The 15,063-nt window shown below is 62.9% G+C and carries 9 protein-coding genes; 1 reads left to right on the forward strand and 8 read right to left on the reverse strand.

Annotation, left to right across the window (positions count from 1 at the left end):
- The first annotated feature begins 66 nt into the window (after positions 1–66).
- The gene (locus tag KY49_RS35505) at positions 67–324 is read left to right on the forward strand and encodes a PAAR domain-containing protein (protein ID WP_082062348.1); all 258 of its coding nucleotides are present in this window, start codon (positions 67–69) and stop codon (positions 322–324) included.
- Between the two features lie 785 nt (positions 325–1,109).
- Here the strand turns inward: KY49_RS35505 and KY49_RS38130 are convergent.
- Genes KY49_RS38130 through KY49_RS13365 form a run of 8 tightly spaced genes read right to left on the reverse strand, consistent with a single transcriptional unit; the run spans position 1,110 to position 14,955 of the window.
- Complete coding sequence (locus KY49_RS38130) at positions 1,110–1,373, reverse strand: hypothetical protein (RefSeq protein ID WP_197083580.1); 264 nt, start codon at positions 1,371–1,373, stop codon at positions 1,110–1,112.
- Positions 1,360–1,779: a hypothetical protein gene (locus tag KY49_RS13345; protein WP_052495659.1), complete on the reverse strand. Its 420-nt coding sequence runs from the start codon at positions 1,777–1,779 to the stop codon at positions 1,360–1,362. The genes KY49_RS38130 and KY49_RS13345 overlap by 14 nt, the downstream gene beginning before the upstream one ends.
- A 16-nt stretch (positions 1,780–1,795) precedes the next feature.
- On the reverse strand, positions 1,796–2,590 hold the full coding sequence (locus tag KY49_RS13350; RefSeq protein ID WP_231636418.1) for a peptidylprolyl isomerase: 795 nt from the start codon (positions 2,588–2,590) through the stop codon (positions 1,796–1,798).
- Between the two features lie 53 nt (positions 2,591–2,643).
- Complete coding sequence (locus KY49_RS13355; RefSeq protein ID WP_042585261.1) at positions 2,644–4,386, reverse strand: ShlB/FhaC/HecB family hemolysin secretion/activation protein; 1,743 nt, start codon at positions 4,384–4,386, stop codon at positions 2,644–2,646.
- A 50-nt stretch (positions 4,387–4,436) separates the two neighbouring features.
- Positions 4,437–4,568: a hypothetical protein gene (locus tag KY49_RS38960; protein WP_269433289.1), complete on the reverse strand. Its 132-nt coding sequence runs from the start codon at positions 4,566–4,568 to the stop codon at positions 4,437–4,439.
- Positions 4,569–4,582: 14 nt separating this feature from the next.
- Complete coding sequence (locus KY49_RS13360) at positions 4,583–6,619, reverse strand: two-partner secretion domain-containing protein (RefSeq protein ID WP_042585126.1); 2,037 nt, start codon at positions 6,617–6,619, stop codon at positions 4,583–4,585.
- A gap of 54 nt (positions 6,620–6,673) precedes the next feature.
- Complete coding sequence (locus KY49_RS37205; protein WP_156162503.1) at positions 6,674–7,246, reverse strand: hypothetical protein; 573 nt, start codon at positions 7,244–7,246, stop codon at positions 6,674–6,676.
- Complete coding sequence (locus KY49_RS13365) at positions 7,243–14,955, reverse strand: two-partner secretion domain-containing protein (RefSeq protein ID WP_082062349.1); 7,713 nt, start codon at positions 14,953–14,955, stop codon at positions 7,243–7,245. Before KY49_RS13365 ends, KY49_RS37205 begins: the two co-directional genes overlap by 4 nt.
- Positions 14,956–15,063 lie beyond the last annotated feature (108 nt).

The raw sequence follows: 15,063 nt of genomic DNA on the forward strand, positions 1-15,063 counted from the left end.
CGGCCGGGACGGGGGACAATGGTGCAGTATGGTTTGCGCGGTTTTGAAACAGGAGCAAGAACTACCATGCGCGGCATTATTCGTGTGGGCGACGTACATAGCCACGGCGGGCGCGTCGAGTCAGGTGCCGCCAACAGCGAGGTCATGGGGCGACCTGTCGCACGAGTCGGCGATCGCTGCACCTGCCCTATCCATGGTGAATGCGTGATCGTCGAGGGGGACGCGAGCGTCGACGTCGAAGGAAGCTTTGCATCGTTCGACGGCCACAAAACATCCTGCGGAGCAGTATTGATTTCCTCTGTCTCAACCTCCGGACGAACATAGTTCTGAGACGGACGCAACATTTCAATATGCGTGTTGACGGTGCTAGGGGGCGGTCATGTGCGAGCATGGGCAAAGCACTTCGAGTCATCGGGATTACTTGACGATTGCTCATCGTCGCCCACCAGCGCTGATCACATGCGGCGCGAGAGACGCGCGTGATACTTCGCGGCCTCGCGGCGCAGCCGCGCTTCCTACGGTGACACGTATAGCGCTTGGCGCCGAGCGACGCGTGCTCAAGCTTGCGCTGCACAACCTCGGGCGCGACGCCGGCTGCAAGCATCTGGGTGCCCACTGCATACCGGAACGCATGCGGCGACGTGCCGGCCGGCTTACGCCTCTCGGCCTCCGACAGATCCGGCATCACCTTGAGCAGCTGCCCGATCGCCCACTGCGAAAGTCAGCGCGCGCCGCGCACCGAATAGTCGCGGCCGGCCTCTTCGCCCAATATCACGCATGCGGCATCGGCGGCACCACCAGCGGCTCAATCAGTGGCCTCACCGCGTCGACTGCGTCGAAATACTGCCCGTGATCGGAGCCGTACGTGTCAACGCGTCGACGCACGCGTCGCTGATCGGCACGCGGCGTTGTTTGTTGCCCCTTGCCGACCACCTCGAGCAGCCAGCCAGCCGGCCGGCGTGTCGTCGTCGGCCGGCAACGAGACGAGCGCTGCGCGTGCCGCGGCGGCCGCCTCGGGGTCCCCTTGATTTTGGTGCGTTTTACAGGTGTAGGACCATCTAGGCGCGATAAGGCTTGGCGGTCCACCCCCAAAATAATTTGCTTACCAATCAATATGTTGCTGATTGCCTTTGACGCTGACGGCGCAGCGTCGCGGAACGGAGTTCATCCTTGCTGGCAAAGCGCCAGTCGCACCCATCGGCATGCAGTCGCACCCACCCGCCGTAGATCTGGATTACCGCCTCATCGCCCCATGTCGCACGCAGACGACTCAGCCATGCCCGTTGCCTGCTGTCGAGCCAGAACACGCCGGCCAGCTTCGGCGGTTGCCCGCCCCACCAAGGCGCCTTCCGGCGATTTTCAACCATGCTCACGAAAGTATTCGGTATCGAGGAAGGGTGCACGCAATTCCGACCGCCGTTCGCGTGGGCGGTGGGGCAACGAAAGGTTTAAGTTCGCCGCCTGACATCGCTCACAAAGTCGAAACGCCTGTATTTTGCGGGCGGCAAATCCCGACAAACGTCGCTCGAGCACACCAGCGCTGATCAGTTCGTCGACTGCGACGTAGGCCTCGGCCCGGGAAATGCCCGCACGCTTCGCGACGTCCCGCAGAAACACGGTCTGCCACGATCCGAAGCTGAGCATCGGTACCATCAGCAGCGCCAGTTTAAAGGCGGTATCCGACACGCCGCTGCGGCCTATCTCGCCCAGGAACGCCTGAACAAGCGGCGACATCTGCTCCGGTGAAATGCGCGCCTCGTGCGGCATGTGGGTTGCCATGCAAATCTCCTTGCGATCACTGCTGGATGGTCGCGCTCTTCAACAGGCCGCCGACGAACTGCGCGCTCGCCTTTTCCAGCGCGAGTGCCTCAAGCTGCTGGCGGATTGTCGCCTGTGCCTGGTTGAAGGCCGGCACCTGCGTCGGTCGCTTCGCGTCGAGTTTCACGATCGCCCGTGCGCCGTCGACCGGAATCGACTCGGGCGTGACCGCGCCGATCGGCAATTTCTCGAGCGCCCGCGCGATCGCCACCGGCAAGCCGGACGTCTTGCCTTCCGTTGCCGGCGTTTTGAAGCTCACCCACGGCAGCTCCCCGCCGGCGTCGCGACTCGGCGCAATGCTGTATTGCCGCGCAAGACCGTCGAACGGTTTGCCCGCCTTCAGTTCGCTCAGCACCGTCGCGGCGGTCGCGGCGTCCTTGACCACGATCAGCCGCGGCTTGTACTCGTCCTTGCCGAGCGACGCCACGATCTCGTCGTAGCGAGCCTTGATGTCCGAATCGGTTACCGGTGCAGGCTTCACATTGTCCTTCAGGTACAGCTGCGTCTCCGCGTTCGCCTTCGCCACCTGCATGGCCGCCTGCACTTCCGGCTTGCTGCCGTAGTTCGCTTTCTCCGCGGCCTGCTGGATCAGTACTCGGGCGATCAGCTGATTCTTGATCGCCTGGCGCACATGCGACGTGTCCGGCTGGCGCGACGCCCGCAGAATCGCATCGACTTCCGCCTGCGTGATCGGCGTACCGTTGACGGTGGCCACGGTGCCAGCCGACGCCGCCGACGAAGCAGGCGCTTGCGCCTGCGCGACGCAGGCCATGCCCAAATAAAGTGCGGATGCGGCGATAAATGACTTCCAGTGCGGGATGTGCATCACATTGTCCAATTCAAGGTTCCAAGTACAAGGGTCGCTTTCGGGCCCAGCGCGGCCGGCTGCGTCAGCGCACGCCCGACCAACAGTTCGCCCGACAGCATCTGTTTGTGCCACTGCCATTGCGCACGAAGCCCGGCGCCCGCGCCGGCGAGCGTCGGAAACCCGGGGACCGCGACCAGGTTCGCCTTGCCCGCGTCGACGAATACGTAGGGTTCGATTCGACCGTCCTTCCAGGCCGAGGCGTTCACCCATGCGACTTCGTTACGCGAATAGAGCCCTCGGTCGCCGGCGATCTCGCCCGAGCGGAAGCCGCGTATCGTGTCCATGCCACCCAGATACAACTGTTCCGAGCCGAACAATGCGACGTTGGTGTATTGGCCGCCCACCGTACCGCGATAGGCCAGCATCGCCGGGCCTAGCTTCGGCAACGGAAGCGTGAATGCCGCCGTCGCATCGACCTTCGTGAACTGGCTGTGTGCGTCTTCGCGCGTGATGCCATGCGGATCATGATTCGCGCCGAACCACGGCAAGCCCTGCGACAGGCCGGCGTTGGCCGTGAAATTGCCCTGTGCGTCGTTCATCACGAACTTGTGTAGCCAGTTGCCGGCCAGACGCAACACGGCGACGCGCTGCGGATCGAGATCGATGCCGTTGACTTCGCGGTCCGTGCGCCGCCACGATACTGTGGCGTCCACGCTGGTGATGTCGCTGACGCTGCGGCTGACCAGGTAGTTCCAGCCGAAGATGTGCGACAGTGTGCGGCCGTATTCGAGCGCGGTCGTGCCGATCACCTGCTGGTATTCCGAGTCGGAAATCGTGTAGCTGAACGTATGGCGACCGAACGGGATTGCGAACGAGCCGACGATCGCATTGCTGTCCAGACTGTCGAGGAAATTCACGCTCAGCGATTCCTGCAGGCCAAGCAGGTTGTCGGCCTCGACACCGGCCCGATAGCGCGTGACGCCCGTCGCCGAGCTGCCGTAGTTGTCGACGCCCAACGTGTAGTAGAGGCGATCGCCCGGCTTGTTGCCGATGTCGACGATCGATTCGCCGGGATTCTGGCCGGGCAGGATCTGGACTGTCGCCTGGTTGCGGCGCAGGCGATTGATCTGCGCGACGCCCTGGTCGATATCGGACAGGCGCAGCGGCTCGCCGGACGCCGTCGGAAACGCATTCTCGTAACCGGCGTCGGTAAGCCAGCCGCCGCCCGCCGACGACTCGCCTGCCTTGAGCCGGTGAACCGGCTTGCCGTTGACCGTGAAGGCCTCGATGGTGCCGACCTGAATCGTGATCTTCAGCGTGCCGGTGGCAAGGTTTTGCGGGCCGAGCAGCGCGCGCGTCGTCACGAGGCCGTGTTCGACGAAAACGTCCGTGATGCGCTTGAGCAGCAAATTGATGCGGTGCGAGCCGAGCTCGTGGTTCGCGAACGGCGCGACAATCGCGTCGAGCTGTTTGGCCGAGATCCCGCGAGGCGGCTCGAACGGCTTGCTGTCGGGGGCCTGCAGCACTATCTGCTTCACGGCAAAGGTCGGCCCCGTTTCGACAATGGAGTCGACCGGCGTATCCACCGGGATGTCGAGCGTCGTCTCAGGCGTCGGCTCGATCGTGATCGACGCCGGCGGTTGCTCGAGCTGCCGTTGCCGGGCCTGCTCGCGCTGCTGCTCGATGATCAGTTGCGCCGGATCCTGCACCGGGCGAGCGGTCGGCGCTGGAGGCGTCTGGGCAAATACGGGCGTGTGCATGACCGCCACAGCCGGAAGCGCACCCAGCCATCGCTTGAACGAATTCAGCATCATTTTTCTTTCTGGGCGTGGTGAGGTGCGCCGGCCGGCGCAACGGTCTTGCTGGACAGCGGCGGTGACGTCTTAAGCACGATAATCAGCGTCGTCAGCAATGCGACGGAGATCAACAGCAGCAAGATCATGGTGGGACTGGACCTCATCGCCACCACCACGTCGTCAGGCCCAGATGCTGGTCGATCTGGACGGGCGTGCGCGATGGCGCGCGTACGGTCGTGATGCCGCCGGCCGCCGTGACACCCTTGCCGCCGCTGAACGAACCGCCATCGATCACGCCGTCGCCAGTCAGCGTCACGCTGCCGTTCGCGCTGAAACCGCCACCGACGTCCATCGCGATGATCTGCGCCCACGTACTGCCGAAGAACGCCTTGAAACCCCGGTGCTGGTTGATCGCCGAATAGCCAGTCACGCCCTGCGCATACGTGATCGGTGCGTCGACCTTGATGTCACCGTTCGCGAAGACGTTGCCGCCGACGTTACGCGCGACCGTGCCGGCCTTGATGCCGATGTTGCCGCCCGCCTGAATCGTGCCGCCGTACGGCGTGACGTTGCTCGACGCGTCGGCGTGACAGAAGATCCAGCAGCTGCGCGTATAGCTCGCCTGGCCGGTGAAGACAGCAGCGTTCGTGAAGGCGTTCTGCGCGGTGATGTTGACGTCGCCGTCGTTCGATTGAACGATCCCGCCGGCATTCGTGAAGTTGCGGCTCGTGATCGTCACCGGCCCGTGGACAGCCGCGATATAGGCGAGCTGGTCCGGGTTGCTGACCGTGCCGTAATCGACATTGAATCCGCTCGTCGTATGGGTAAAGAACAGGAAGCTGCCGCCGCGGTCGGAATACGCAGCGGGTTGGCCGCCGTTCGTGCCACCCGTATGGTCGATGATGTTCTGCACGTCACCGGCCGCGGTGAGGCTGACTGCGTCGTTCGACAGGATGCGGGCGTTGTCGTTGATGATGTTGCCGCCCGCCGTCAGCTTGGTCTGGCCGTTGGCGGCAAACACGATCCCGAGATTGTTTGCGCTCGAGCGGTTCGTGATGTCGCCTGCTGCGGTGAGGATCACGTCGCCGCCGGTTGTGGTGCCGTCGCTCGCCGTGGTCCCTGCCTGGATCAGGCTGCCGGTGTTGGTGATCGCGCCGCTGCTCGTCAGATTGACCGTGTTGCCGGCGCTCACGGTCGTGGGGCTGGTAGCGTCGTCGGACAGCGCGATGTTGCCGGCCTGAACGTTCACGTTGTTCGCGGCGATCACCTGTGCGCCTTGCAGCGACACCGTACCGGCGGTCGCGAGCGCGACGTCCCGTTCAGCCTTTACCGAGCCGTCCGCGATCGCGATGTCCCCGTTTGCCGTGACGATGACGTCGCCGGCGTTCGCGTAGATCTTGCCGAGGCTGTGGACGCCTGCGCCCTGGTCGGTGACGATCAACTGCACGCGGCCGGCCGTCAGGCCGCCGGCCGCCGTAATGTCGACGGCAACGGCATTGCTTTTTGTACTTGGCGACGACGTGCCAATCAGCCAATCGTGGCCGTTGTCGGACGGGGAAAAGCTGGTGTCGTAGGTTGCGGTGCTATCGCCGGCAATCGCGCGGATGCCGCTCGTCGAGCTCGTAAAGTCGTTCGTGACCGGCCCGTTGATGCTCAATTGCTTTGCAATCAAGTCGAGGTTCACCAGCGTGCCAGACAGGCCGCCGGGACCGATCGTGATGGCGCCGCGGTCGGTCGTCAGCACCACATTGCGTTGCATGACGCCGGGTGCAAGCGTCAGGTCGTTGAAGCTCACCTGTCCGGTCGACAGCACGACGTGACCCGTGTTCGTGAAGCTGCCACCATCGACCGTGACCCCGTTCGGATTCGCCAGGATCACGTTCGCGCGCGGGCCGAGCACATTGACGTTGCCCTGAATCAGCGATGGGTTCGTGCTCGTGACCTGGTTGACGATCGTGCGCGCGTTGATGCCGACGTTGTTGAGGTCGGCACCAGCTTTCGAGACGTTGAATGACGAATAGGTATTGTTCGAAACGCCGCCAGTGGCGGGCGCGATGTTAACGATCTGGTGTCCGGTTGCCCCGGTCGCCACCAATGTCGCGGTCTGGCCGTCCGGGACGATGCCGGCCGCGTAGGCGGAACAAGTCGCACCGGCCCATACCAGCACAAATGCTCGCCGGAAAATCATCCTCTCCATTTTCTGCCCTCGGCGTCGTTATCCTTTGCACCGGCTTGTGCTTCACGCATCCGATCAAGTATTGGGAAGCTTCAAATCGAATTCGGGGCCGGCCGCTACACTCTGAGTCAGACGCCCACCATTTTCAAGATATTCAAGGGCTTTAGGACCAACCCAAAAGACATTGATCTTTACCGGAAAATGCTTCTTAATAGCGGATGCAAATTGCCTCATTAATTTCTGGGCAGCTGGATCGTCCGACCACGTCTGAATGAGTCCGTTAATTAGCGTCCCATCATGCCAAAATCCACCGGCATTGAACTCGACTCCCTCAAGGCAGTCCCCAGGATCATACGATGTAATTCGCCTGCCGCCTCCGGGTAAATTACTCCCATACAACTCAGTTCGCGGAGTCACCGCAACATCACGGCCGACTACCAGGTATCGCTCGCAGCTTCCTGTTTGATTTTTCGCAGCAATGCCCAAGTCGACAATATTTTTTGCCGATTCGTAAATTGGAATCTTATCTCCATACTTTTCATGGAGAAAGTGATCAATCAATATATATTTGAGTTTTTGTCGATCCTCAACAAAATCTATAATCGCATCAAGATCGTCTCTTGTTGCAAAAAAATGGATTCTCTTCATCTTCCCAAGCCCTGTTTGATAGCTTGATCGATCTGCGGCTGCGTAGCACCTTTGGGAATCAAGATCAACTTATCGTCCGGAAAGGTCGCTCGAATACGTGCTGCCGCAGCGGCCTCTGACGGCGTTGGCGTGATGCCATCGGATTGCGTCGAAATAGTTTGCACTCGCACCTTCGGTCCAACCCCGCTGATTGGTTCCGCCGTAATGTCTACGTAAGTACTTCCCTTTGACCCCGGACCAGGGCCAGAAATATACTCCTCCGATCTCACACCGCCACCGCCCGTAATACGATAGTCGTTAGTTTTCAAAGACTGCCCAACATCATAATTTAGCTGGCGTGTGGAGGAGGTACCCCACCGACCGCCAGATTCCGAAAGGTAGCGCTGCGTGAACGAGCTGATCCGGCTCTCGATCGCTGCGCCGAGGTTTTCGAGTCTCGCGAAAGTGCCTTCGACGGAATCAACAACCCCTTTCTCGAACGCCGCCGCGGCCTCGCCTGTCGTCATCGTGCCGCCAGCACCACCACCGCTCAGGCCACCGACTCCATTGCCCACGCCAGCTTCGAGCGGAAGCAGATCCTTGCCATGAGCGATGTCTTCCGGATTGGTCGCGTTGTTGATCGCTTCGCTCGTCGCGGCATTCGCGCCGGCAATGCCGTTTTGTCCGGCGGCGTTCGCTGCGAGTCCGCCCAGCAGTGTCGTCGCCGTAACGATCGCTGCGATCTGATCGGGGCGCAGATTCTGCAATCCGCCGGCCTGATCCACCAGAATCGACCCAAGCACGGCGCTCGTCGCCGCGCCGATCGCCGCTCCACCGCACCCCTGGCCCAGCGCGGCCCCCGTGGCGCAACCAACGACAGCATGCGCCAGTACAAAGCCCAGCGTGTCCTTCGCGATGAGCGAATCGGTATTCGTCGACCCCAACCCGATTGCATTGTTGGCGACCGCCGCGACGTCGTTGACGGTGCTCGTCAACATCGCGGTTCCGTAGCTGCCACCATTGATTGCGGTGGTGATCGCGCCATTTACGATGGCACGCTGAGCAATCGTTGCTGCGGTGTTGCCTAGGTTTTCCAGCGTTACGGTCGTGTCCGCTGCGACGGCGCCATTGCCGAGGTTGTTGAATCCGTTCAGGTTCAGCGCGGAATCTGCGAACTGCGTCAGGTATGCCGTGCCGACTGCCTTTGCAAGCGCACCGAGGCTCACGCCTCCGTTCGCGATCTCCTGCTGCATGATCGACGTCGCGAGCGCACCGCCGATCGGGCCGAGCACATACGAGAACGCAACAGCCATCGCCGCCTGGAAGACCATCGCGACGCCACCATTGTGACCGTCCGACTGGTACTCGCTGTTCAGGTGGTCGCTGACCGTGCTCTGCTGGAAGTTGCCGCCGAGCTGCGATTTGAGCTGCGCGAGCTCCGCAGCTGTCCCCGCCTGATCGATCGCACCATTCGCGCCGACCTTCTGAATCTGGCCGCCGATGTTGTTGATCATCGCGGCGTTGTTCGCGAAGTTCGCCGCGCTCATGAAACCACCCTGCTGCAGGGTAGTGCCGGTCGTGCGCGTGTAGCCGTCGTCGCCGGCATCCGCGTAGTACGAACCGATGTCGACCGAGCGCTCCAGGTTCGTGATGCGCGCGTCCGGCGTCGAGAGCGTACCGGTCGCCGTGATCGAACCCGTGTTCGTGATGTCGTCCGGACGACTTGCATCGTGGAACGCCAGCGTCACGTCGTGGCCGCTGATCACACCGTCGGTGCTCATCGCCGCATAACCCTGCGGCAAGTACACCTGCGGCATCAGCGCGTCGACCGTCGGGCACACTGCTCCCCCCGTGGCCGTACATCCCGGCTGCGGCACCGCCTGCTCGACGTACCAGAGCATCGGCTTGTCGAGCTGCGCCAGCTGTTCATCCGACAACGCCACGCCGACCTTCAGGTCGTGCGCCTTCGCGTAGTCGATCGCGTTCGCGTACAGCGCATACTTTTCCTGATCGACGACCGTCGTCTGGTACTTGTTGTCATACGACAAGCCGTCGATGAAACTTGCCTTGCCCAGACGCTGGAGCGCTGCTGTCTGGAGCGCCTGGTTCTCGTCGAACGGGTCGTAGTAGAACGGCACGCTGCCCGGCTGCAGGTTGATCGGCAGTTGGCTGAGAAGATACGACGGCCCGATCCCGCCGACGACCTGCGCGGCCGGGTTGTTGATCAGGTAGGCAACGGACGACGACGATCCAGCGATCGTCTGCACCGACGCGCCACTCGGCGCACCCGGCTTGCCGACTTTGGCACCTTGAATACCGCTCTGGATGGGGCCGGTTGGCCGACCGTTGACGTTCGACGCTTGCGCGGCCGCGGTCGCCGCCTGGCCCGCGACGCCCTGTGCCGTCGCGGCCACGGCCGGCACACCCAAGGGTGCGAGCGACACGACCTGCGTCGGCGCGACACTCGGCGGCGTATACACGTTGCCCGTGTAGCCGTTCACCAGGTGCAGGCCCGACATCGCGATCGTATTGCCGATGATGTTGCCGCTGTTGACCACGTTGCCCTGCGACTGCACCGTGAGCGTCGGCGCCTGGATCAGGCCGTAGATCGTGCCTATCGGCGACGGCGGGCTCAGCGGTTCATTCGTACCGGTCCACGCGCTGCCCCAGATCTGCTGACAGCTCGCCAGATCCGTGCAGCCGTAGTTGTCGTGCCAAACATACGAGCCGTTGATCACCTCATTCGAGTGCGAATGCCAGTACGCATTGAGCACCTGGTCCTGATTCGTCAGCGCGTTCGCCGACGACAGGTTGATCGTCGCGGCCTGCCCGGCGGTCACGACGCTGCCGGTATTCACCATCGAGCCGGCCGTGACGGCCAGATTGCGCCCAGCATTGATGATCGACGGCGGCCCCGACTGGTTGTCGACCATCGCCTCGCAATCCGGCGTGGCGCCCGTCATCGAACACCCGTAGGTCGACTGCGCACCGTAGTTCTCGTGCGCCTTGACGGGATCAGCAATGGCGTTCGTCAACGCGTTCGTCACAATCGTGATGTCGCGTCCGGATTGAATCGTGCCCGACGTGTTCGTCACGCTGGCCGACTGCGTGGCGTTGCCCGAGCTCGTGCCGGCACCACCGATCGTCACGTCCTGATTCGCGACCAGCTGGCCGAGATTGTTGCTGGTCGCGTTGCTGGCAATGACCAGATTGCGTCCCGCCGACACGGTTGCATAGCTCGGCGTGCCCGGCGTAAAGACCTGACTTGTGTACGGGTTCGGGTTGAAGGTCGAGAAACCGTGGTTACAGTCGGCGTCCGACACGCCCGCCGCGCATCCCGCATTCGTCACGAGGCTCGACGTGCTGCGGCCCTGGTTCGTGAAGCTGGCCGCGTTGATCGTGACGTCGGTCTGGCCTGCAATCGTGCCGCCGTTGGTCAGGTTGCCGCCCGAGACGGTCACGTTATTGCCGGCCGCGATCGTGCCCGGCGACGGCGGCGCTTGAGTCACCGTACTCGTCACACTGGGCGCGACGACCGAACTATTGACCGTAAAGACGTTATCCGGTGCGAGCGCATAGCCGTCGGACGTGTGGTAGAACAGCCCCGAGCCCGGAATCGTGATCGCGCCAAGCTTCTTCAACTGAGCGATCAGGGTGTTCAGTTCCTGCTGGTTCACCTGCTCGACCGACTTGCCGAGCGTGGTCGACGGTGCGGCCCCGTTGTCCAGCGACTGCACGTTCAGCTTGATGTCGTGGCCGGCCGTGATCGTGCTGCTCTCGTTCGCGAGGCTGTTCGCGGTGATACTCAGATCGTGACCGGCAGCCATCACGCTCGGGTTCGTGACCGCTTGAGAGCCGGACACCGTCAACGAAATGGTCGGCAGGTTGAGCACCATCGGCGTGCCCTGCGTCAGGCCCGAGCCTTGGTGCGCCGCCGCGTTATCGACAACGTAGCGGTTGCCGGAATCCGGATAGTAGGAGTACGCTCCCTGCGGATCGCTCTGGAAGTCCTGCGCCGGCAACAGTGTAATCGTGCCGGTCGTGTAATTCGGATTGAGGTCGGACAGTGGGCCTTGCGCGCCAGGCCAGCTCTCCACCGTCTGGTTGCCGCCGCTGCCGCCGTAGTCGCGCACGGTATAGACGGTCTCGCTACCGAGCAGGATCGAATTCAGCAGCGCCGGATCGGAGACGATCGTCGTGGTGGTGCTGCCGGCACTGCCTGCATTCGGTGAAACCGCGTTGTTGTTGACACTCGCGGCCTGGATCGTCATGTCGTTGCCGGCGGTGAAGGTGCCGACCACGTTGGTGAGCGCGCCGCTCAGATTGGCCGTGATGTCATGGCCGGCCTGCGTCGTGCTGTTCGAATTGTCGTAACTCGCGCCGGTGAGGTGAAGGTCGTTCGCCGCTTCGACTGTGCCCTGATTGACGGTCGCACCATCCAGATGCGCGTCGACGTTCGCGTGCAACGTCGCGCCCTTCTGATTCGTGAAGCTGCCCGATGTCGACACGTTGCGGCCGGTGATCGAACCCGCGTTGTTCGTGGCGCCGTTCAGCGTGATGTCGCCCGCGCTCACGATCGATCCGGTATTGCCGATATTCGCAGAATTCACCACCAGCGTCTGGCCGGCAACATTGGCGGACCCGAGGTTCCACGTGCCGGTGTTCGTCAGCGACAGCGGATTGAGCGTCAGCGTTTGTCCGGCCAGCATCGTGCCGCTCGTGGCGGCGAGCGGATCGAAATTCAGGTTGGGCGCGGTGAACGTAACGTTGCGGTGCGAAAAAATGACGCCCGACGTATTGTCGAACGCGCCGGCGCCACCGTTCACGGTGATATTCACGTCGCCCGTTGCCGCGCTCGGGTTCTGGACGTCGCCCGCGAACAGTGTGCCGTTGCGGTTGCTGAGCGTCCCGGTTGTCAGGTTCAGCGCGTTCGTCGCCATCAGCGCCCCGGCGTTCGTGACGCTGTTGCCTGCCGTCACGTTCACGGTCGGTCCATACACCGTTCCGCTATTCGTAACGTCCGTGGCGTTAATCGTCGTCGTTTGCAGTGACGACAGGCTGCCCGCGTTCGACACGGTCGTGCCCGACACATTCAGGTTGCCGGCTGCCATCTGCGTACCGACGTTCGATACCGTGCCTCCAAAAAGAGTTGCGTCGCCCTTGAACGCCGCTGTGCCGCCCGTCGTCAGGCTCTGCGTGCCGGTAATTTGCGTCGTGCCGCCGACCACCGCGTTCGCAGTCGTCACGTTCGCACCAGACAGCGTCGCGTTGCCGCCCACCGACAGTGCCGGCGCGGTGGCGCTGAAGGGCTGGTTGAGCTGACCGGCGGACGTGTCGAGGTTGTTCGAGGCCGTCGCGGTCAGATTGCCGCCGACGGCGACGTTTTGCGTGGCGATGTTGGCCGCCGTCAGGCTGGCGTTCTTCGAAACGGTCGTCGGGCCGTTCAAGGTGATGGCTTGACCGGCGTTCAGATTGGCGCTGCCGGCGGTCGAGACAGGGCCGCTCGCGGTGAAACTACCGGTTTGCGCGTTGACCGACAGATCTCCGAGGCTCTCGACGCTACGCTGTGTATTCACGTCGGTGCCGGCCGTGATCGTCGTCGTCCCGCCCGACAGGGCATTGTCGGTCAGCGTCGCGCTGCCGTTCGTCGCGTTCAGCCTGCTGTTGCCGACCGCGGTAACCGCTCCAACCGACAGGTTCTGGCCAGCAGTGACACTCAGGTTGTTGCCGGTCTGGATCGGGCTCGAGATGCTGACGTTGTTGCCGGCGTCAAGTGCCGTATCGTTCGCGACGCTGATCGCGCCCGTGCCGTTGATGTCGCGCCCCGCCGTCACGCTCGCGTTACCGTTATTGTTGACGGACAGGCCGCCATTCAGGTTCGCGTCGCGCGCGGTGGTGATCGTCGTGGTCTGGCCGCTCAGGACCGTGCCCGCGATTGTCGCGTCCTGTCCCGCGTTGATGTTCAACGCGCCCGGTGTCGAGACAGCGCCGGCAACCGCGACACTCCCTGTGCTCGAGCCAATGGACGCATTGCCTCCGCTGTAGACCGTTCCGCCGAGGCTCACACCCTGCTGGCCCGCTGCACTCAACGCTCCGAGCGCCGCCACGTTGCCGGTCGTCGTCAACGCCCCGCCGTTGGCGGCCAGCGTCATGTCGCCGACCGACGAGGCTGTGCCTTGAACGTTCGTATTGCTGCCCGACGTCACGCTCAGGTTTTTGCCGCTGGTGGCGCTGCCGTTCACCGACGCTGAACCTGCTTGCGCCGCAATCGTCGTGTCGCCCACGCCCGACACTTGTCCGTTGACGGCCGCGTTACGTGCGCTTGTGAGCGCCACCGTGCTGCCACCCTGTACTGCGCCATTGACGGTCAGATCCCGACCGGCTTTGGCCGACACTGTTCCGGGTGCGCTCAATCCACCCACCGTCAGATCGCCGTTGGTCGTCTGTAACGCGATATCGTGCGCCGACAGGGTGCCGATCGTCATCGACTGGTCCGCGGTCAAGCTGGCCGTTCCGTTCGCGGCGACCGACGCGGCGTTCAGATTGCCGCCGGCGGTCATCGACACGTTCTGGCCGGCCGACACCGAGCCCGGCGCATTGATATCGCCGTTCGCGGTCACCGTGTATTTCTGATTCGCCAGGCCAGTATCGGCAATCGTCGTATTGCCGGCGCTGCTCAGCGTGACGTTCTGATTCGCGAACGTCTTGCCAACCGTGACGTCACCGTTCGCGGCGACGACCACATTGCCGGCCGTCGCCGATAGCGGACCTTGCGTGTTCACACCCATGCCGGCTGCGGTGGACACGATGTAGACGGTGCCCGATGTCACGGAACCATACTGGCTGGCGTCGACCGCGACGCTCTTGCCGATCGCAGCCGCCGTGTTGGTCGCGCCGTTTGCGGACGTTCCGTACGTGATGCCGATCGTATTCGACGACGTCGGCGTGACGAGCTGGTTGCCTGTCACCACGTTTATGCGCTGATCAGCTCTCAGGGGCGCGTTGACCGTGACGCTTTGGCCGATCAGGTCGATATTGCCTACCGTGCCTTCGATTCCAGCGCCGGGCGTGCCGTCATTGCCAGCCGGTCCGTTGATCGAAATGTTGCCGGACCGAACGTCGTATGCGACGGCGCCTGCGTGCGTAAAATCGGTTGCGGTGCCGCCAACGCCCGTGAGAAACTGCGGGCTACCCGTGGTGAGTGTCAGATTGGTGACGTTTGTTACGCTCAAACCCGACACTGAAACGCCATTCGGAGACGCGATTACGACGGAGGCGGGTGCCCCGAACACCTCCAATGGGCCGTAGAGACTGACAGCCGGACCCGTTGCCGTCACCTGATTGATGATCAGCGAAGCTGATCGGCCGCTCAAATTCGGATTCGCACCCAGCGTCCCGCCCAGCAAAGGCGTCCCTGCGACCGTGCTGTTATTGAGCACCAATCCTTTCGAATCGATCCCAAACGACTGATATTGATTCAGGCTCACGCCATTCGCGTTTGGCGTGGCAATGTTCACGGCGGGCACACCCGCGCTCGTCTGCGTGATGGTCGGCTGAAATGGGATCGGCGCGCGCGGATCGACAATCGGCGCGGCACGTGCCACTTCGTCGGCGAGAAAGACGGCCGGCGCGAAATAGGTGACCGCGACCATGACGATCGCCGTGACGCGCATCCAAAGCGGCCGTGCTGTGCTATCCATCCGGGACAGCGCCGTGAAGCGGTGATTCATCCAGCCTTGCTGACGCGCTATTTCGCGCAGGACATGGCGCCCGGCCAACGTCTGTCGTAAGGTCTCTGCTCGCATTTTTCTTGGTTCTTGGTGTGCTTGGTTTCTCTC

This window comes from Burkholderia sp. MSHR3999, assembly GCF_000833595.1.
In the GTDB taxonomy this organism is placed as follows: domain Bacteria; phylum Pseudomonadota; class Gammaproteobacteria; order Burkholderiales; family Burkholderiaceae; genus Burkholderia; species Burkholderia ubonensis.

Coding starts and splice junctions, on each gene's coding strand:
- KY49_RS35505 (WP_082062348.1), top strand. CDS start 67: ATGCGCGGCATTATTCGTGTGGGCGACGTACATAGCCACGGCGGGCGC.
- KY49_RS13345 (WP_052495659.1), bottom strand. CDS start 1,779: ATGGCAACCCACATGCCGCACGAGGCGCGCATTTCACCGGAGCAGATG.
- KY49_RS13350 (WP_231636418.1), bottom strand. CDS start 2,590: ATGGCCTGCGTCGCGCAGGCGCAAGCGCCTGCTTCGTCGGCGGCGTCG.
- KY49_RS13355 (WP_042585261.1), bottom strand. CDS start 4,386: ATGCACACGCCCGTATTTGCCCAGACGCCTCCAGCGCCGACCGCTCGC.
- KY49_RS38960 (WP_269433289.1), bottom strand. CDS start 4,568: ATGATCTTGCTGCTGTTGATCTCCGTCGCATTGCTGACGACGCTGATT.
- KY49_RS13360 (WP_042585126.1), bottom strand. CDS start 6,619: ATGGAGAGGATGATTTTCCGGCGAGCATTTGTGCTGGTATGGGCCGGT.
- KY49_RS37205 (WP_156162503.1), bottom strand. CDS start 7,246: ATGAAGAGAATCCATTTTTTTGCAACAAGAGACGATCTTGATGCGATT.
- KY49_RS13365 (WP_082062349.1), bottom strand. CDS start 14,955: ATGAATCACCGCTTCACGGCGCTGTCCCGGATGGATAGCACAGCACGG.